At 37.9% G+C, this 20,920-nt stretch carries 17 protein-coding genes; 16 read left to right on the top strand and 1 reads right to left on the bottom strand.

What is annotated here, in order from left to right:
• The 16 genes from rseP to kdsA all read left to right on the top strand — a co-directional run bounded on the left by rseP (position 1) and on the right by kdsA (position 19,840).
• On the top strand, positions 1-1,359 hold the full coding sequence (rseP, locus tag RGQ13_RS06860) for a sigma E protease regulator RseP (RefSeq protein WP_348392815.1): 1,359 nt from the start codon (positions 1-3) through the stop codon (positions 1,357-1,359).
• Positions 1,360-1,415: 56 nt separating this feature from the next.
• Positions 1,416-3,881 carry an outer membrane protein assembly factor BamA gene (gene bamA / locus RGQ13_RS06865; RefSeq protein ID WP_348392816.1) on the top strand — a complete coding sequence of 822 codons (2,466 nt, stop codon included), beginning with the start codon at positions 1,416-1,418 and terminating at the stop codon, positions 3,879-3,881.
• A 78-nt stretch (positions 3,882-3,959) separates the two neighbouring features.
• The gene (locus tag RGQ13_RS06870) at positions 3,960-4,478 is read left to right on the top strand and encodes an OmpH family outer membrane protein (protein WP_348392817.1); all 519 of its coding nucleotides are present in this window, start codon (positions 3,960-3,962) and stop codon (positions 4,476-4,478) included.
• Positions 4,479-4,486: 8 nt separating this feature from the next.
• Positions 4,487-5,512, top strand: a complete 1,026-nt coding sequence (lpxD, locus tag RGQ13_RS06875; RefSeq protein ID WP_405054174.1) for a UDP-3-O-(3-hydroxymyristoyl)glucosamine N-acyltransferase — start codon at positions 4,487-4,489, stop codon at positions 5,510-5,512.
• A 78-nt stretch (positions 5,513-5,590) separates the two neighbouring features.
• Positions 5,591-6,040 (top strand): 3-hydroxyacyl-ACP dehydratase FabZ, encoded by a 450-nt coding sequence (fabZ, locus tag RGQ13_RS06880; protein ID WP_348392818.1) that lies wholly within the window; start codon positions 5,591-5,593, stop codon positions 6,038-6,040.
• Positions 6,041-6,044: 4 nt separating this feature from the next.
• A complete protein-coding gene (gene lpxA, locus RGQ13_RS06885) occupies positions 6,045-6,815 on the top strand; it encodes an acyl-ACP--UDP-N-acetylglucosamine O-acyltransferase (protein ID WP_348392819.1) in 771 nt (256 codons plus the stop codon).
• A gap of 20 nt (positions 6,816-6,835) precedes the next feature.
• Positions 6,836-7,975, top strand: coding sequence for a lipid-A-disaccharide synthase (gene lpxB / locus RGQ13_RS06890; RefSeq protein ID WP_348392820.1), 1,140 nt, complete (start codon positions 6,836-6,838; stop codon positions 7,973-7,975).
• A gap of 57 nt (positions 7,976-8,032) precedes the next feature.
• Positions 8,033-8,632 carry a ribonuclease HII gene (gene rnhB / locus RGQ13_RS06895; protein WP_348392821.1) on the top strand — a complete coding sequence of 200 codons (600 nt, stop codon included), beginning with the start codon at positions 8,033-8,035 and terminating at the stop codon, positions 8,630-8,632.
• Positions 8,633-8,636: 4 nt separating this feature from the next.
• Positions 8,637-12,116 carry a DNA polymerase III subunit alpha gene (gene dnaE / locus RGQ13_RS06900; RefSeq protein WP_348392822.1) on the top strand — a complete coding sequence of 1,160 codons (3,480 nt, stop codon included), beginning with the start codon at positions 8,637-8,639 and terminating at the stop codon, positions 12,114-12,116.
• A 129-nt stretch (positions 12,117-12,245) separates the two neighbouring features.
• A complete protein-coding gene (accA, locus tag RGQ13_RS06905; protein WP_348392823.1) occupies positions 12,246-13,202 on the top strand; it encodes an acetyl-CoA carboxylase carboxyl transferase subunit alpha in 957 nt (318 codons plus the stop codon).
• A 211-nt stretch (positions 13,203-13,413) separates the two neighbouring features.
• A complete protein-coding gene (gene tilS, locus RGQ13_RS06910) occupies positions 13,414-14,796 on the top strand; it encodes a tRNA lysidine(34) synthetase TilS (RefSeq protein ID WP_348392824.1) in 1,383 nt (460 codons plus the stop codon).
• Between the two features lie 6 nt (positions 14,797-14,802).
• Entirely contained in the window at positions 14,803-16,020 is a 1,218-nt protein-coding gene (gene sstT, locus RGQ13_RS06915; protein WP_348392825.1) for a serine/threonine transporter SstT, read from the top strand.
• Positions 16,021-16,345: 325 nt separating this feature from the next.
• Positions 16,346-16,708, top strand: coding sequence for a SirB2 family protein (locus RGQ13_RS06920; protein WP_348392826.1), 363 nt, complete (start codon positions 16,346-16,348; stop codon positions 16,706-16,708).
• Between the two features lie 85 nt (positions 16,709-16,793).
• Entirely contained in the window at positions 16,794-17,591 is a 798-nt protein-coding gene (locus RGQ13_RS06925) for a tetratricopeptide repeat protein (protein ID WP_348392827.1), read from the top strand.
• Between the two features lie 149 nt (positions 17,592-17,740).
• The gene (locus RGQ13_RS06930; protein ID WP_348392828.1) at positions 17,741-18,985 is read left to right on the top strand and encodes a DUF819 family protein; all 1,245 of its coding nucleotides are present in this window, start codon (positions 17,741-17,743) and stop codon (positions 18,983-18,985) included.
• 12 nt (positions 18,986-18,997) lie between these two features.
• Positions 18,998-19,840 (top strand): 3-deoxy-8-phosphooctulonate synthase, encoded by an 843-nt coding sequence (gene kdsA, locus RGQ13_RS06935; RefSeq protein WP_348392829.1) that lies wholly within the window; start codon positions 18,998-19,000, stop codon positions 19,838-19,840.
• A 761-nt stretch (positions 19,841-20,601) separates the two neighbouring features.
• Here kdsA and RGQ13_RS06940 read toward each other — a convergent pair.
• Positions 20,602-20,898: a hypothetical protein gene (locus RGQ13_RS06940; protein ID WP_348392830.1), complete on the bottom strand. Its 297-nt coding sequence runs from the start codon at positions 20,896-20,898 to the stop codon at positions 20,602-20,604.
• Positions 20,899-20,920 lie beyond the last annotated feature (22 nt).

Genomic DNA, 20,920 nt, shown 5'->3' on the forward strand with positions numbered 1-20,920 from the left:
ATGTTTGAGTTTTTATGGAACTTAGGTTCATTCATTGTTGCTTTAGGTTTGTTAGTAACTGTTCATGAATACGGCCATTTTTGGGTGGCACGTAAATGTGGCGTACGCGTTGAAAAGTTTTCTATTGGTTTTGGTAAAACACTATGGCGAAAATTTGATAAGCAAGGTACAGAATATGTCATTGCCCTAATACCTCTGGGCGGTTATGTAAAAATGCTAGATGAACGAATCGATGATGTAAGCGAAGAAGACAAGCAGTTTGCTTTCAATCAAAAAAGTGTTTACCAGCGCATAGCAATCGTTGCTGCGGGGCCAATAGCTAACTTTTTATTTGCTATCGTTGCCTTTTATTTGATGTTTTTAATAGGAATGACATCGCTCAAACCTATTATTGGCGATATTACCCAGGGCTCTATCGCGGAGCAGGGAGAGGTAAAAGCAAATACCCAAATAATGGCAATCAACGGTCAGGAAACCCCAGATTGGCAAGCCGTTAATATGGCACTTGTTGGCAAAATTGGCGAGGCTGAGATCAATCTTTCAACTCGTGCTCTAGATTCAACTTATGTTAGTAATCAAAAGCTTAATACAGTTGATTGGCAATTTGAGCCTAGTAAAACATCAGCAATGCACAGTCTTGGTATCGAGCCGTTTTTACCTAAAACGTCAACAATAGTTGCATTACTTGCTGAAGGTGAAGCCGGTGAAAAATCGGGGCTAATTATTGGTGATGAAATTATCTCAGCAAATGACGTTGATTTGTATGGTAATTGGCAGGCTTTTGTTGATATTATTCAACAAAATTCGAACCGCTTGGTTACACTCATCGTTGTTCGAAGTGGAGATTTGAAAAAAATTGATATGCTGGTGGGAACTCGTCAGCATACTGATGGTCGTAATGTTGGGTATATTGGTGTTTCACCAAAAGTTGACCCTTGGCCAGAGAGTCATAAATTGGAAATCTCATATGGCCCAATTGCGGCCATGGGGAAAGCTGTAGACAGTACATGGAATTTAATTGTCTTAAGTTTTGACATGATAGGTAAGTTAATTACTGGTCATGTAAGTGTAGATAATTTGAGTGGGCCGATCTCTATAGCTCAAGGGGCAGGAAGTAGTGCTGGTATTGGACTTGTTTACTTTTTAAGCTTTTTAGCCTTAATTAGTATTAATTTGGGCATAATTAATCTTTTACCACTACCAATACTTGATGGCGGACACTTACTTTATTATGTTATAGAGCTTTTAACCGGAAAGCCTGTATCAGAAAAAATACAAGAAGTTGGATTTAAAATTGGAGCACTGATTTTATTATCGTTAATGAGCATAGCAATTATTAACGATTTTTCCCGGCTCTAAATAAGCGACAACAACAATGATTGTTGCAAAAAATATTAGAAAAGTTGACTAACCACATGATAATAAAAAAACTTGCCTTAGCAGTGTTATTAGGCAGCATCGGAATCAATGCGCAAGCAGCCGATGAGTTTGTAGTAGATGATATTCAAATAAAAGGTCTTCAGCGTGTTGCACTTGGTGCTGCACTGACTCATATCCCTATTAGTGTGGGTGATGAATTGACAGATTTTCGAATTTCTCAATCAATAAAGTCGCTATACGCATCTGGTCACTTTCATAACATCAAAGCCTTTCGTGATGGTAATAAACTGCTTTTTCGCGTTAAAGAACGTGAAACTATCAGTGATATTACCTTCGAAGGTAACGATGATATTAAAGACGAGCAATTACAGGAAAGCCTTGATGGCAGTAATATCCGTATTGGTGAAACACTAGATCGCTCAGTTCTTACGGGAATAGAGTCGGGTTTAGAAGACTTTTATCATGGTGTAGGTAAGTATAATGCACAAGTAAACACTAAAATCACCCATTTACCACGTAATCGAATTAACCTTACTTTTGAGTTTGAAGAAGGTGATGCTGCAGCTATTGAGCAAATTAATATAGTTGGTAATGAAATATTTAGTGATGCGCTATTATTAGATAAAGTAGAATTGACCTTTGATTCGCCATGGTGGGATTTTATGGCACAAGATCGTTACCAGAAACAAACCCTGCAAGGGGATATGGAAACGATTGAGAGTCATTATCTTGACCGAGGTTACTTAAGATATAACGTTGATTCTACGCAAGTGTCAATGACGCCAAATAAAGAAGGCGTATATATTACTTTGAACGTGACTGAAGGTGAGCAATACACCGTTAGCGAAGTTGAATTTATTGGTGATATGGCCGGTTATGAAAAAACCATTGAAGCAATATCTCCGTTAAGAACTGAAGAGCTTTATAACGGTGCTGAAGTTACATACACAGAAGACTTAATTAGTAAGTTTTTAGGAAGATTTGGTTACGCTTACCCGAAAGTAAAAACAATTCCTGAAATTAACGATGAAGATAAAACTGTTAAGCTTATTGTTTCTGTAGATCCTGGTAAACGTGTTTATGTAAATCGCTTAAACTTTGCCGGTAATGATGTTACTTCTGAAGAAGTTCTACGACGTGAAATGCGTCAAATGGAAGGTGCTTGGTTATCAAATAACTGGTTAGAAGCTTCAAAAATGCGTGTTCAACGTTTACCATACTTTGAAACCGTAGAGTTTGAAACGACTCAGCTTCCAGGTGAAGAAGATCTTGTTGATGTCGACTTTACTGTTAAAGAGCAACCTTCAGGTTCATTTACTGCGGGTGTAGGTTATGGCTCATATTCTGGTTTAAGCTTAAATGCCGGTATCCAACAGAATAACTTCTTAGGTACAGGCAACCGTTTAGCATTTCAAGTAAATACGATGAAGTATTCACAAAGTGCTAATTTATCTTACACTAATCCATATTTTACTATTGATGCAATCTCGCTTGGTGGTAATGTTTTCTACAGTGAATTTGATGCAGGTAAAGCAAACTTAGTTAACTATAACAATACCACCTATGGTGTTGGTATAAACATGGGCTTTCCAATTAACGAATATGTGCGTTTGAATCTTGGTGTTGGCTACAAAAACTCTGATATTTCTAATTTACAAACTTACGAGCAAATTAAAGAGTTTTATGAAGTGTTCAAGGATCCGAACGATCCGGATAAAAAGTTAAACTTTGAAACTTACGACATTAACGCGACGTTATCTAGAGTAACTTTAAACCGTGGTACATTCCCTACCTCTGGTTCATCACAAATATTGTCAGGTAAGATCACAACGCCAGAGTCATCAGACGTACAATTTTTCAAAATTAAATATGATTCCAAGTATTACTTCCCGTTAACTCGAGATCATAAGTGGTCTTTATTAACTCGTTTTGAAGCCGGTTATGGTAATGGTTATGGAGATATCCGCGGTAATGATCAATTATTACCATTTTGGGAAAACTTTAGAGCGGGTGGTTCAGATACCTTACGTGGTTTTGAAAACAACACCGTAGGCCCTCGTGCAATTTACCGTTATCCTAGTCAAAGTCCTGGTATTCCAGGGGATAACCCAGAGGTTAGCCCTCCAGATCAAGACGCAATTGTCGTCTCTGACAGATCTGTTGGTGGTAATGCAATTGCAATTGCCGGTGTTGAACTAATTGTACCTACACCATTTTTAGACGAAAGTTATAGTAACAGCGTACGAACAAGTTTGTTTGTTGATGCTGGTAATGTGTGGGATACTGAATTTAGTCGTTCAGATTATTCAGCACTGAACCCTATAGAGTTTGAAAAAATAGAAGATTACTCAGACCCGATGCGTATTCGTACCTCGGCAGGTTTATCTATTCAATGGCTATCACCGATGGGACCAATGGTATTTAACTTTGCCAAACGTCTTGAAAGTGAAGATGGCGATGACACCGAATTCTTTAGTTTTAATATTGGTAAAACCTTTTAAAGCTATTGTTTTAATATACTAACAATTAAAAGGCGGATAAAACGCCTAAGAAAAGATTTTCATTTAGGAGAAAAAAAATTGAAAACATTAATTAAATCAGTTGCTTTTACAGCGGCAGCAGCGAGCATGTTATTTGCTGGTACTTCTTTAGCAGCAGATCAGAAAATTGCTACTGTAAACGTACAGCAAGTAATTGGTCAATTACCACAAATGGCTGATATCCAACAAAAGATCACTGCTGAATTTAAAGAGCAGATTGACGGTCTTAAAAAAATGGAAGGCGACATCAAATATAAAATTGAAAAACGTCAACGTGATGAAGCAATTTTAAGCAAGAAAGAGATAGAAGCATTAGAAGCAGAAATTACTGCTTTGCGCCAAGAATACGCTGGTAAAGCACAACCTTTACAACAAGCACTTAAACGTCGTGAACAAGAAGAGCAACAAAAAATCTTATTGTTAGTTAAAGACGCAGTAGATTCTGTTGCTGAAAAAGAAGGTTACGACCTTGTTATTCAACAGTCGGCTGTAGCATTTGCTAAGCCAGATTTTGATATTTCAGCTAAAGTTGTAGAACAAGCATCAAAAACTAAGTAATTGTTATTATGATCACATTAGGCGAATTGGCTGATAAACTAGGTGGGGTAGTAAAAGGTGATGACAATTGTCAAATTTCATCACTATCAACACTTACTGAAGCCGGAAGTGGGCAAATTGCTTTTTTAGCTAATGCCAAATACCGCCCTCATTTAGAAACAACTAAAGCAAGCGCTGTAATTCTTTCTGAAGCTAACGCTAAATATTGTCAAACCAATGCTCTCGTGCTGAGTAACCCTTATTTGGGGTTCGCTCTGGTTGCGCAGCTACTTGATACTACGCCAAAAGCTGCAAACGAAATTGCTAAATCTGCGGATATATCTGCAGATGCAACTTTGGGCGAAGGTGTCTGTATCGGCGCTAATGCGGTTATTGAAAGCGGTGTAACGTTAGGTGATAACGTTATAATTGGTGCCAATTGTTTTATCGGTAAAGATGTAATTATAAAAAGTGGCAGCCAGCTTTGGTCTAATGTCAGTATTTATCATCGTGTTGAAATTGGCCATAACTGTTTAATTCAAGCTAATACCGTTATCGGTAGTGATGGTTTTGGATATGCAAACGATCAAGGTCGATGGGTTAAAATACCTCAGTTAGGCTCTGTTATTGTTGGTGACAATGTAGAAATTGGTGCATGTACTACAATTGATCGTGGTGCGCTAGAAAATACCATTATTGAAGCAAATGTTATTCTTGATAACCAAATCCAAATTGCCCATAACGTGCAAATAGGATCGGGTACTGCTATGGCTGCTTGCAGTGTTATTGCAGGCAGTACAATTATAGGTAAAAACTGTACTATCGCTGGTTTAGTGGGAATAAACGGTCATATAACAGTAGCCGATGGCTGTGTTTTCACTGGCATGACCATGGTTACCAAATCGGTTAAAGAGGGTGGTGTTTATTCTTCAGGCATACCATCATTACCAAATAAAGAATGGCGTAAAAATGCCTCTCGTTATAAACACTTAGATGACATGTATAAAAAAATGGCTGAACTTGAAAAAGCCATTATTGATCTAAATAATAAATAAAAGTAATCGTTCATAATTAATTACGATTTACTTAATAATGAGTGCAATGCACTCATTGTTCATTTAAAGGAAATAGCTTTGGACAACACGAACAACGTAATTTCGGTTGAAGAAATTCAAACATTAATCCCACATCGTTATCCATTTTTATTAATTGATCGCGTTCTTGATTTTGTCCCAGGTAAATCTATTCATGCGATAAAAAATGTATCAGTTAACGAGCCTGTTTTTCAAGGCCACTTCCCCGACTTTAAAATTTTTCCTGGCGTAATGATCCTAGAAGCTATGGCACAAGCAGGTGGAGTCTTAGGGTTTAAATCCGTTGAAGGTAAAGATGGCGAAATGTTTTTATACGCTTCTGTAGATAATGCGAGATTTAAAAGCCCTGTAACGCCAGGCGATACTATGCATATACATGTAGAACTTGTTAAAGAGCGTCGTGGTATGTGGAAATTTTCGGCGCGTGCAGAAGTCGACGGCAAAGTTGTTTGTAGTGCCGATTTAATGTGTGCGAGAAAAGGTGTATAACAACGTGATTCATCCTCAAGCGATAATAGAACCCGGTGCCAAATTAGGCAGAAATGTGCGAGTAGGTCCATGGACTTACATTGGCAATGATGTTGAAATTGGTGATGACTGTATTATTTATTCACATGTAGTTATTAAAGGGCCGACTAAAATTGGCTCAGGAAATAATATTTTTCAATACTCTTCTATTGGTGAAGACTGTCAAGATAAAAAATATGCGGGTGAGCCAACTCGTTTAGAAATTGGCAATAATAACGTTTTTCGTGAGAGCTGTACGATTCATCGCGGCACTATCCAGGATGAGTCTGTAACAATTATTGGTGACGATAATTTATTTATGGCTGGTGCTCACGTTGCTCATGATTGTGTTATTGGTAGCCATGGTATCTTTGCTAACCAAGTGTGTTTAGCTGGGCACTGTCATGTTGGCGATTGGGTTATTTTTGGTGGCATGTCAGGAGCTCATCAATTTAGTCATATCGGCTCACATTGCTTCGTTGGTGGCGGCGGTATCGTGATTAAAGATATTCCTCCATATGTGATGGTTGCCGGTCATCCAGCATCTGTATTTGGTTTAAACAGTGAAGGTTTAAAACGTCGTGGCTTTGACAAAGACGTTATTTTGCAAGTGAAAAGAGCCTATAAAGAAGTGTATCGCAAGAATAAAACTATTAGCGAAGCAACCTCTGCTTTAGCTGAGTCTGCTAGCACTTGCCAAGAAGTTAAAGACTTTGTCGATTTTATCAATAACTCTAGCCGTGGCATTATTCGCTAGGGATACCTTTAGGGATGCCCTTGAATAAACAAGCACCTACCTTTGCAATTATTGTTGGCGAGCACTCTGGGGATACCTTAGGTGCTGGCTTAATTAGCGAATTAAAAAAACATTACCCTGATGCCAAGTTTATTGGTATTGGCGGTCCTAAAATGCTCAAACTCGGCTTTGAAAGCTTATATGCTATGGAAGAGCTCGCGGTTATGGGCATTGTTGAAGTTCTTGGCCGGTTGCGCCGCTTACTACATGTTAGAAAATCTATTGTTAATTATTTTGGCGAGCATAAGCCAGATGTTTTTATTGGCATAGATGCCCCCGATTTTAATTTAACCGTTGAACAACGATTAAAAGCTCAAGGTATAAAAACCGTACATTATGTCAGCCCATCTGTTTGGGCATGGCGAGAGAAGCGTATATTCAAAATTGATAAAGCCACCGATATGGTGTTGTCTTTATTACCTTTTGAAAAAGACTTTTATGATAAGCACAATGTTGCTTGTACTTTTGTTGGTCATCCATTAGCCGATGACATTCCAATGCACAGTGATAAACTTAGCGCTAGAGAAAAGCTTGGCTTAACAACAGATGAAAAATATTTAGCGATAATGCCGGGCTCGCGCGGCAGTGAATTATCGATCTTATTACCCGACTTTTTAGCAACTGCAAAACTCATCAAACAACAGCACAATGATTTGCAATTTATTGCACCTGTGATTAATGACATTCGTGAGCAGCAGTTTAAACAAATACAACAAGAGCATGCACCAGAGCTTGATATCAAAATCATAAATAACGACACTCAAACAGTAATGGCGAGTGCTGATTGTTTACTGACTGCGTCTGGCACTGTCACTTTAGAAGCAGCATTAATTAAGAGGCCTATGGTAGTTGCTTATAAGTTTAACTGGCTAACTGCCGTTATTGGTCGCATTATGGTTAAAATTAAATGGTTTTCATTGCCTAATTTACTCGCCAATAAAACATTGATACCCGAATTGTTACAAGAACAAGTAACACCTGAAAATTTAGCCCAGCATGTTGAGCCATTATTATATCAAGATCAAAGCCAGTTGCTTAGCGAGTTTACTAATATTCATAATGTACTAAAACAAAATGCCAGTGAAAAAGCCGCGGCAGCGGTAATGGCATTACTAAAGTAATTGTACGGCTAAATAAAAAGAAAAATAACAGGCTGGAAATGCCGGAGAAATAACAGAATGACTGATGATTTTATAAGGCCTGTGGCAAACTTTATTGCCGGCGTCGATGAAGTAGGCAGAGGACCACTTGTTGGCGCAGTTGTAACCGCCGCTGTTATTCTAGACCCGAATAATCCTATTGTTGGTTTAACTGATTCTAAAAAACTTTCCGACAAAAAACGCCAAGCGTTGTCCATCGAAATAAAAGAAAAAGCACTAGCATGGTGCTTAGGCCGAAGTGAACCTGAAGAAATTGATCAAATTAATATTTTACAAGCGACTATGGTTGCCATGCAACGTGCAGTCGCGGGTCTTAATGTGCAAGCAGACTATGTATTGGTTGATGGTAATCGCTGTCCAGATTTTGGTCTACCTTGCCAAGCTGTGATTAAAGGTGATTTAAAAGTGGCAGAAATTAGTGCGGCTTCAATTATTGCCAAAGTTGCTCGTGATGACGAAATGTTAGCACTCGATAAGCTTTATCCAGAATACGGTTTTGCCAGCCATAAAGGTTATCCAACCAAAGCTCATCTTGAAAAAATTAATGCATTAGGTGTACTAAACAACTACCGTAAAAGTTTCAAGCCAGTAGCCAAAATTTTAGCGGAGCAAAATTAATCAGATGACCGATCCTAAATTTGTTCACTTGCGCGTACACAGTGATTTTTCAATGTCTGATGGCTTAAATAAAGTTAAGCCAATTATTGCAAGAGCTGAAGAACTAAAAATGCCAGCGGTTGCGTTAACTGATCAAACAAATATTTGTGGTTTAGTTAAATATTACCATGCAGCTCATGGCGCAGGCATGAAACCTATTATAGGTACAGATTTTTGGGTGAAAAGTGACGAGCTTGAAGATGAGCTTTTTCGTTTAGTTGTTATAGCGTCTGATAACAAAGGTTATAAAAACCTTACTGAACTTATTTCAAATGCTTATTTACGTGGCCATATTCAAGGTCGCGCTGTTCTGGATAAACAATGGCTTGTAGAATATAGCGAAGGGCTTATTTTACTCTCTGGTGGTCGGGAAGGTGACATAGGTAAAGCACTATTAAAAGGCAAGGTTGAACTTGTTGATCAAATGGTGAACTTTTATCAACAATACTTTGCAGATAGATTCTATCTCGAACTTATTCGAACTGGTCGAGAAGATGAAGAAGCATATCTGCACTTAGCCGTTGAACTTGCACAGCAAAAACAACTTCCTGTTGTAGCTACCAATGAAGTTGTTTTCTTATCTTCAGAATTATTTGACGCCCATGAAATTCGTGTTGCGATCCATGATGGGTTTACACTAGATGATAAAAGACGTCCAAAGAAATATAGCCCTGAACAATACTTGCGCAGTGAGCAAGAGATGCTTGAGCTATTTAGCGATATTCCTGAGGCTCTGGCTAACTCAGTTGAAATAGCAAAGCGCTGTAATGTTACTGTTACATTAGGTGAGTATGTTCTACCTGACTTTCCCACTGAAGGGCTATCTATTGAAGACTTCTTGGTTAAAGTTTCTGAAGAGGGCTTGCAAGAACGCTTAGAGTTTCTATTTGATAAAGACTCGCCTGAATTTGAAGAGTTACGTAAGCCATATGACGAACGTTTAAAAATTGAGCTTGAAGTAATTAATAACATGGGTTTCCCAGGTTACTTCCTAATTGTTATGGAATTTATTCAATGGAGTAAAGATAACAATATTCCTGTTGGCCCTGGACGTGGTTCAGGTGCAGGTTCATTAGTGGCTTATGCACAAAAAATCACGGACCTTGACCCACTAGAATATGACTTACTTTTTGAGCGCTTTCTTAACCCCGAACGTGTTTCAATGCCTGATTTCGATGTCGATTTTTGTATGGATAGACGAGATGAAGTAATTGATCATACTGCTGAGTTGTATGGCCGTGATGCGGTTTCGCAAATTATAACCTTTGGTACAATGGCGGCAAAAGCGGTTATACGTGATGTTGGTCGTGTACTTGGGCACCCTTATGGTTTTGTTGACAGAATTTCAAAACTGATCCCGCCGACACCTGGCATGACCTTAGCTAAAGCATTCGAAGAAGAGCCTAAATTACCAGAAGTTTACGCGCAAGATAATGAGGTTAAAGATCTTATCGATATGTGTCGTATTCTTGAAGGTACAACACGAAATGCCGGTAAGCATGCTGGTGGTGTTGTTATCTCGCCGACAACGATCACCGATTTTGCACCGCTTTATTGTGATGATGAAGGCAATAACCCGGTTACACAATTTGATAAAAATGATGTTGAAGATGCCGGCTTAGTTAAATTTGACTTCCTAGGTTTACGTACTTTAACTATTTTGCAATGGGCTATTGAAATGGCCGATGAAAAATTGCTCAAGTTGGGTAAAGAACCTATCGATATTGCCGCGATCCCATTAGATGATAGAGCATCATTCAATACGTTGCTTGCTGCGAAAACCACAGCAGTATTCCAGCTTGAATCATCGGGCATGAAATCGCTGATTGAAAAGCTAAAACCAGATACCTTTGAAGATATTATCGCATTAGTGGCCTTATTTAGACCCGGGCCACTTGATTCAGGCATGGTTGATAACTTTATCGAGCGTAAGCATGGTCGTGAAGAAGTTTCATACCCAGATGCAAAATGGCAGCACGAATCATTAAAAGAAATTCTTGAACCAACCTATGGGATTATTTTATATCAAGAGCAGGTAATGCAAATTGCCCAGGTACTTGCGGGTTATTCATTAGGTGGCGCTGATATGTTACGTCGTGCCATGGGTAAGAAAAAGCCAGAAGAAATGGCAAAACAGCGTTCAACCTTTGAAAAAGGAGCAATTGATAACGGTGTTGATGGTGAGTTAGCGATGAAAATCTTTGACTTGGTGGAAAAGTTCGCCGGTTATGGTTTTAACAAATCTCACTCAGCTGCCTATGCGCTTGTTTCGTATCAAACGTTATGGATGAAGGCGCATTTTCCTGCACCGTTTATGGCGGCGGTAATGTCGGCTGATATGGATAACACAGAGAAAATAGTTACCCTTGTAGATGAGTGTAGCAATATGGAATTAACGCTACTTCCTCCTGACGTTAACTCTGGTTTATATAAATTTACCGTTAATGAAAATAATGAAATTGTATATGGTATCGGTGCGGTAAAAGGGGTTGGTGAAGGCCCAATTGAAGCAATTATTGCAGCCAGAGAAGAGGGCGGTCCTTTCATTGATTTGTTTGATTTTTGTGCGCGCTTAGATTTAAAGAAAACCAACAAACGCGTGCTTGAGCGATTAATTAAATCTGGAGCTATGGATAACTTAGGTCCTCATCGCGCAGCGATGTTTGCATCATTACCAGAAGCGATTAAAGCGGCAGATCAACATGCGAAAGCTCAAGCCATTGGCCAAGATGACTTATTTGGCTTAATAAACGTTGAAGAAGAAGAAACCAGGCAAACGTATAAGGAAATAGCACCTTGGAGAGAGGAGGTTTGGCTTGACGGTGAGCGTGAAACTCTAGGTTTATACTTAACCGGTCATCCTATTGATAGATATTTGGATGAAATTAAAAAATATGGCTCTACCCGGTTAGTTAATTTACAGCCCGGAGCGAAAGATAAAATATCGACAGCTACCGGTTTAGTACTTGGTGTGCGAGTTTTGGTAAATAAACGGAACCGCCGCTGGGCACTTGTGACCTTAGATGATAAAAGTGCTCGTATTGATGCGCGATTGTTCCCTGACGACTATGATCGCTTCGAAGAAATACTGCAAAAAGATGAAATTTTAGTCTGTAAAGGACAGGTCAGCTTTGATGATTACTCCGGAGGGCTTACAATGACCGCCCGGGAAATCATGACGATTAGTGAAGCTCGTGAAAACAACATTAAATCTTTAGATCTAAATGTGTTAAGAAGCCAGTTGACCCCGCAATTCATGACAGATTTTACTAAGATACTTACCCCTTATAAGGAAGGTATCTGCCCGGTTAAAATGTTTTACCAGCGCGATGAAGCTAAGGCTACTATCGAGTTAGGAACACAATGGCGAGTGTCACCCGACGATACATTAATACATGAATTAAAAGTGTTATTAGGTGAAGAAAACATCTCGTTAGAGTTTTAAATTATTCAATGGACTTTGTATAAAGTATCCGAAAAACTTTATACAGACTAAGATATATAGTAACATTGCCGTTTTTCGAGCCTTGTTACTTGCTAAAAAAATTAGCATTACAATTATTAGGTAGATTATATGTCACTCAATTTTTTAGATTTTGAGCAACCAATTGCAGAATTAGAAGCAAAAATTGAAGAACTTCAATTGGTTAACCAAGGTCAAGATTTAAACTTAGACTTAGAAGCTGAAATTGCTCAACTTCGTACTAAAAGTGAAGAGAAAACTAAAAAGGTTTTTTCTGATTTAGACCCATGGCAAGTTTGTCGTATTGCCCGTCATCCTGGTCGTCCTTATACACAAGACTATATAGATCTTATGTTTACTGACTTTAACGAACTAGCAGGCGATAGAGCTTATGCAAATGATGAAGCACTTATTTGTGGTACAGCGCGTTTAGATGGTAAGCCAGTAGTTGTTATTGGTCATCAAAAAGGCCGCGGTACGAAAGAAAAAGTTCGTCGAAACTTCGCTATGCCACGTCCTGAAGGTTACCGTAAAGCTTTACGTATAATGGAAATGGCTGAGCGTTTTAACATGCCAATCATTACATTCATTGACACCCCAGGTGCATACCCGGGTATAGGTGCTGAAGAGCGTGGTCAATCTGAAGCTATCGCTCGTAACCTAAAAGTAATGGCGCGTTTAACTGTTCCTATTGTTTGTACCGTAATTGGTGAAGGTGGATCAGGCGGTGCATTAGCAATTGGTGTTGGTGATAAAGTTAATATGCTTGAATACTCGACATATTCTGTAATTTCTCCTGAAGGTTGTGCATCAATTTTATGGAAAACAGCTGAAAAAGCATCTACTGCAGCAGAGGCAATGGGTGTAACAGCACCACGTATTAAAGAGTTAGGTTTAATTGATGATATCGTTAATGAACCGCTAGGCGGAGCTCATCGTGACTTTGACATGATGGCAAATAGCTTAAAGCAAAAAATTAAAGCAGATCTGGTTAGCCTCGAAGGCCAAAAAGGTGATGAGTTAATTGAAAGCCGCTACCAGCGTTTAATGACTTTCGGTTATTGTTAATAGATCTGCTACGCATTTCTATATAAAAAAGAGTGATTAATCACTCTTTTTTTTTACTATAAAAAGAAATAAGTTCAGGAAATAGGATTAGCTCTCGGATTTGAAACGATCTAAAATCCCGATTGTTCAACAACACAAGGTCTTCGTGTCTCGTTTTTAGTCTCTCGATTTTCTCGTTTCTCGCTTCTAAGATTTATGATATCGTTACCACATGACTGACACACCGTTAAATCCACTTTGCCAACAAGTACTTAGCTTTTTATCTAAAGATGAATTTGCTAATAAACCTGTGGTTCTTGCCTATAGTGGCGGAGTAGATTCACAGGTTTTATTACATTGCTTAACGCAAATTAAAGAATTTTTAATTGCACCTGTACACGCAGTGCATGTGAATCACGGTTTAAGTGAAAATGCTACTGCATGGCAGGAGTTTACCAAGCAGCAAGCAGAGCAGTTAGGTGTACCATATGTAGCTGTTGAAGTTGTGATTAATAAACAAAACCAGCAAAGCCTAGAAGCATTAGCCCGAGATGTTCGTTATCAGGCAATTACCGATAACAGTGCTATTAATAGCATAGTATTAACAGCTCATCATCAAGACGACCAATTAGAAACATTGCTGCTTGCATTAAAGCGCGGCTCAGGTATTCAAGGCCTATCTGCAATGCAAGATGTTCGCTCCTTCAGTGGCAACCGAGTAATCGCTCGGCCATTTCTCTCGATAAGCAGAAAGCAAATTGAACAATATGCAGATGCCTTTAATTTAAAATGGATCGAAGATGAATCGAATATAAACCAAGAGTTCGACCGTAACTTTTTAAGGCAAAGTGTCATTCCTTTGCTTGAACAACGTTGGCCGCAAATAAAAAAAACCGCCAGTCGGAGTGCAAAACACTGCCAACAGGCACAAGTATTAGTTGAACAAATGGCTGAGACAGATATAAAGCATTGTCAAACAGCAGCAGATTCATTAAATATCGATTTACTAAAGGAATTAAGTAAACAAAGATTAATTAATGTTTTACGATTTTTTATCAAATTAAACAACAAATTAGCACCTTCAGAAAAACAAATTGAAGAAGTAATAAAAACTTGTTTTAGCGCAAAGGAAGATAAAAACCCTGAAGTTAGAGTAGGGAACTATTATTTACGTCGCTTTAAACAAGAATTATTTATTACTGAAGTTTTCAGTGATATTTCAGCGTGGCAAAAACAATTTACTATCGCTGAATTATTAAAAGAAAAAGTTGTCTCACTACCAGATAATTTAGGTAGGCTATACTTTAGTTCAAATAATCAGCATGAAAATAGCCAAAAAAACCGATTCTTCTTGGCTTATAGCGATGGAGAAGAGAAACTAAAGGTAGCGTTTAAACATAGTAACCCTAAGTGTTTTCCGGATTTTAGACAGCAACGTCGAGAATTAAAGAAAGTACTTCAAGAACTAAACGTGCCAACATGGCAAAGAAAACGATTACCATTAATTTATATTAACGAACAACTCGCAGCCGTATTACCTTTGTTTATCGATAAAGATTTTACCGCTAATACTAAGAAAAAATGCTTAAGTATTACTTGGCATAAAGATAAATAGAGAAGGTTGATAGTGAGCACATCATTATTTCAAAAAATCCAAAAAGTAAGTCTAGTAAATCAAATTATCGTGGCGATCATACTCGGTTGTATTTTAGCTGTTTTAGCGCCTGATACAGCCAAATCATTTTCGTTATTAGGTAGCTTGTTTGTCAATGGTTTAAAAGCCGTAGCACCTATCTTAGTGTTTGTGTTGGTCGTGTCATCAATTGCTAATCAAAAGATGGACAGTGATGCCGAATTAAAACCTATTATTGGCCTTTATCTTGTAGGTACCTTAAGTGCTGCTTTTGTTGCAGTAACAATGAGCTTTCTCTTTCCTACCTCGCTAACCCTCGATCTAGCTGGAGCTGTTGCAACACCGCCACAAGGGTTAAATGAAGTTCTTACTACATTAGCTTTTAAAATTGTAGATAATCCAATTAATGCCATTGCAACGGGTAACTTTATTGGTATTTTAGCCTGGGGTTTAGGTTTAGGTTTTGCATTAAAACGAGTCAATGATTCAACTAAATTGATGGTTCACGACATTGCTGAAGGCGTTTCAGCGATTGTCCGCGTAGTTATCAGACTAGCACCGTTAGGGATCTTTGGTTTAGTTGCCAATACTATTGCAACTACAGGTTTTACTGCGCTTGCTGAATACTCACAATTATTATTGGTATTGATTGGCTCAATGCTAATTATGGCATTAGTAGTTAATCCAATAATTGTTTTTGCAGTTACTCGTAAAAATCCGTATCCCCTTGTTTTTACTTGTTTACGTGGTTCAGGTATTACCGCTTTTTTCACCCGTAGTTCGGCGGCTAATATCCCTGTAAATATGCGCCTATGTAAGCAACTTGATTTGCATGAAGATACTTATTCGGTATCAATTCCTTTAGGTGCGACCATAAATATGGCCGGTGCTGCAATAACCATTACAGTATTAAGCTTAGCGGCGGCTCATACCTTAGGTATTGAGATAGACTTAGCTAGTGCTTTATTACTTAGCGTAGTAGCCTCCGTATCTGCTTGTGGTGCATCTGGTGTGGCCGGTGGCTCTTTATTACTAATTCCACTAGCTTGTGGCTTATTTGGCATAAATAATGACGTGGCCATGCAGGTGGTTGCAATAGGTTTTATTATTGGTGTTATTCAAGACTCTGCTGAAACAGCACTAAATAGCTCAACCGACGTAGTGTTTACTGCAGCGGCTTCGCACCACATTACCAAAAATTTATAATTATTTAATCCTAGAGGCGAAAAGTAACTATGCTTTTCGTTTCTAGCTTCTCGCTTCTTATTGAGTTATCCACTCAGCTTGTGGATAACTTTGTGCATTACCGTTATATAAAAGATCCCATCCCAATTAAACCGTGATCTGACAATCGCTGGTCAATTAATAAACATTATAGATAGCTGTATAAAAAGCCACTTTAAAAGGCATAAAAATCACACCGCTGAGTATTAAGAATGACTGTTTTGAAGAGCTTACAAAGCCTGTTAAATATGTTATTCTAGCGCCAATTTTTTTATGCTTTGAAACCCATAAGGGTTCTATCTATACAATGAAACATCTACATATGCTTCTTGCTGCCATTAGTGTGGCGCTTTTTACTTTTCGTTTTGCCCTATTGATGACCAATCCTGAAAAGCTAAAGAGTAAGTGGTTGAAAATAAGCCCGCATGTTATCGACACATTTCTTTTTGTATTTGGGATAATTATGATGATTCAATACTCCTTATACCCTGGACAGGTAGATTGGATGACTGAAAAGTTAGTTGCTGTTGCAGCTTACATCTTTACTGGCTATTACACTTTAAAGTTAGCTCGTAATAAAACTATGCAAGTTATTGGTTATCTTGGTGCTATGGGGTGGGTGGTATTAATTGCTCGAATAGCGATGACTAAACAAAACTTTTTATTTTAATTCGATTGTAACGATCCTAATTTTAACTGCTTAACAGATAATCGTTGGGCATGAGTAATATTTAAACTTGATGAAAGATTTATTATTGTCTGAGTTAAACTCAGACCACATTAACGCAATGCAAGCCATTAACCTTATTGAAAAAAGCTTATTGGCTTTAGATGAAACTGCTATTGCAACAAATATGGCAGATATAAATGAGTTCGTTCAACTTTTTCAATCAGAGATTGAAAATATAGACGATGCATTAGACCGAGCTGAGCATTTGCTGAACCTAATTTTTGTTGAGCAGCTATTTGTTGATCATTCACGTCCTCATTGGCCTATTAACACTCATCAGCTTAATGAAGGAATGGCTTTTCGTTCGATGGCACCAGCGTTAAAAAATTTACTGCTGCTACATATTATTCGTTGCTGTGGCTTTCAAATTGATGCGGTTTATGTACCCAATGATGTCATGTTGCGTATTGTTTGTGATGAAGACTATGCCATAATATTTAATTGTTTAGATGGCACACCAATTAACTGGTATGAGCTTGATCAACGATTGAATAATGACGAAAATCCAAATGAACATGTCACGTTAGAAGCCATTAGTGATAAAAATTTAATTGTTCAATACTTAATATCTTTGAAAAATTCATTAATTAGAGAGCAAAAATTTTCTGAAGCATTACAATGTGTTGAGTTAATATTAGCTTTGAATCCAAATGATCCGTATCATCGACGTGATAGAGGTTTTTTATTGCAACAACTTGATTGCTTTAAAGTTGCATTTGATGACTATCAATACTTTGTTGAGCGTTGTCCTAAAGATCCACAAGCTAAAATATTACAAATGCAATTAGACATGTTCAGCAGTGTAGATACTGTTATTCATTAAAAAACGACCAGAGGTTGTCCTGAATTCAATGCGTTAGTATTGCCCTAAATTTATTTCAGGGTCTAATCAGGATCTAGCCGTTGTTTTGATTGCTAACAAAAACAACCCTCAGTAGAAGGGTTACTATAATTTTCATTTTCGGAGAAGATATGCATAATCAAGCGTTAATCACTAACGATGCTTCAGTCCTTGGTTTATTGGCCATTTTACTTGGTTTAGTTTTTTATACTGCTAATAGTAGCAATCCTAAATGGCAACGATTCTATACCTACGTTCCAGCGGTTTTATTATGTTATTTTTTACCTTCTTTACTAAATACCTTCGGCGTTATTAGTGGTGAAGAGTCAAATTTATATTTTGTTGCATCACGTTACTTATTGCCAACCTGTTTAGTGTTACTTACGTTAAGTGTTGATTTAAAAGCTATTTCAGGCTTAGGTAAAAAAGCAGTAATCATGTTCTTTACCGGTACTTTAGGTATTGTGCTAGGTGGTCCGATAGCATTATTGATAGTGGCGAGTTTTGCTCCAGATGTATTAGGTGTTGATGGCCCTGAAGCGGTATGGCGTGGTTTAACTACTGTCGCAGGTAGTTGGATTGGCGGCGGTGCTAACCAAGCTGCAATGAAGGAAATTTACGGCGCTGGTGATAAAATTTTCTCAGCTATGATCACTGTAGATGTCATTGTTGCAAATATTTGGATGGCAGTTTTATTAGTGATGGCCTCTAATGCAAAACAAATTGATGAAAAAGCAGGCGCAGACACGTCAGCGATTACACGTTTAAAAGAGCGCGTAGAAAATTTTCATGCCGAGCACTCTCGTAATCCTGCTCTTCATGATTTAATGATTATTTTAGCAATAGGCTTCGGTGTAACAGGTTTCGCTCATATCTTTGCTGATGCCATTACGCCTTATATGGTTACTAACTTTCCAGAACTAGACAAATTATCATTCCACAGTAAATTTTTCTGGATGATAGTATTTGCTACTACCGTTGGCATTATTTTATCTTTTACCCGTTTACGTAAACTCGAAGGCGTAGGTGCCAGTAAAGTGGGCTCGGTCATGTTATATATCCTAATTGCCTCAATTGGTATGAAAATGGACGTTACCATGATTGTTGAAGCACCGATTTATTTCGTTATAGGTGCTATTTGGATGATAATACATGCTAGTTTGATGTTATTTGTGGCTAAACTGATAAAAGCACCACTGTTTTATATGGCCGTAGGTAGTCAGGCTAACGTTGGTGGCGCCGCATCTGCTCCTATTGTTGCATCAGCTTTCCATCCTTCTTTAGCTCCGGTAGGTGTTTTATTAGCTGTTTTAGGCTATACAGTAGGTACATACATGGCTTGGTTATGTGGCCAAATTTTACAAGTTGTTTCTTAATAAGGATTTCTCATGGGTTTACAAACGATAGATTTTGCCAACGTAAGTGTTGCTAACGACAAGCCATTTGTATTGTTTGGCGGTATGAATGTACTGGAATCACGAGATATGGCAATGAAAATTGCTGAGCACTATGTTGAAGTAACGACTAAGCTCGGTATTCCTTATGTATTTAAGGCCTCTTTTGATAAAGCAAACCGCTCGTCAGTTAATTCTTATCGAGGTCCTGGCATGGATGCTGGTTTAAAGATTTTTGAAGAGATCAAGTCTACCTTCAATGTGCCAATTATTACTGATGTGCATGAAACCTACCAAGCACAACCTGTAGCTGAAGTAGTCGATGTTATTCAGCTTCCTGCATTTTTAGCTCGTCAAACTGACTTAGTCGTTGCTATGGCAAAAACCGGTGCTGTAGTAAATGTTAAAAAACCACAGTTCTTAGCCGCTCATGAAATGCGCCATATCATCAATAAGTTCAGCGAAGCAGGTAATGAAAACGTAATCTTATGTGAGCGCGGTAGTTGCTATGGTTATAACAACTTAGTTGTTGATATGCTCGCAATGGATGAGATGACAAAAATGGCCCCTGTTATTTTTGATGCAACCCATGCATTACAAAAACCCGGCGGCCGAAGTGATTCTGCTGATGGCCGTCGCGCTCAAGCTGCACAGTTAGCTCGTAGTGGTATGGCATTAGGTATTGCCGGCTTGTTCATCGAAGCGCATGAAGACCCTGACAAAGCGCTTTGTGATGGTCCTTGTGCATTACCACTTCATGCATTAGAAAATTATTTATTACAAATGAAAGCCGTTGATGATTTAGTGAAATCTTTTCCTCCCTTAATCATTGATTAGTATTATTTTAATTAGGCAGCGTAGCTGCCTAATTAAAATAAATGTTTACTTTATAAACAAATACCTATAAAGTTGCGTCGTTAACTATTCCCATCTTGTTTATTTAACCAATTATCATTTGATAATTATTGTTATGCCTTTCCCTTTCACAGTCAGTCATCACGCAAAACACAAAGCTTAATCGTTGTCTGAGTTATCGATCCTATAATACCAAGTTGGTATAAATCGATACATACTGTTGGTTATACATTTTATAAATTATAATCGTCGTTTTTTATAGCAAATTTTTAGCTATAACAATTACTACCAAGTTCAAACAATAAAAAGCTTTTTATACTAATGCGCAATTACTCCGAAAAGTAGTGCGCAAAATTAAAAGAGTTTTATTATGTCATATACATATAATGGTACGATTTATTCAATTAAATCACCGATACAATCAATTTCTGTCAATAAACACAACATTGTGGTGACAGATCAAAAGAGTTCGCAGTTATTGAAGTTTAATAATGTGGATGATACAAAATGTTTTTTGGCGTGGGTTATTCGCGCTTAATTAATGCTTTTAGTTAAAGAGTACCTTCTTTGGAAGGTTTCTCTGAACTGAAAGAACAAAAAAGCGCCGATATAAGGCGCTTTTTTTTTAATTCATGGAAGAATTAACTTAGAATTGCCATGGATGGCTCGAATTCTGTAATTCATGGAAGAATTAACTTAGAATTGCCATGGGTGGCTTAAATTCTGTACTAGTCTATACCGAATTAATCAGCAATCAACTCTTGATACTCTTCGTTATTATCAAGTTCGTGTTCAACTTCAAGATCAATTTGCTCTTCGTTAAGTTGAGTCATTGCAGCTATTTCAACATTTTGCTCTTCGTTCATCTCTAAACGCATTGCTTCTAAGTTGTCTTCTACGCTAATTGCAGCGATTCGAATTTGTTGTGCCTGAGCGTGACTAACAGCACTATCTTCATTGGCAGCAGCGGCATTAAAAGCAAAAAATGGTAATAAAGCAGCAGTTGCGATAGCGATAATTGTATTTGTGTTCTTTTTCATGACTTAAGCCTCGTGATTAATA

Origin of the sequence: Thalassotalea psychrophila (assembly GCF_031583595.1) — a bacterium.
Taxonomy (GTDB): Bacteria; Pseudomonadota; Gammaproteobacteria; order Enterobacterales; family Alteromonadaceae; genus Thalassotalea_A; species Thalassotalea_A psychrophila.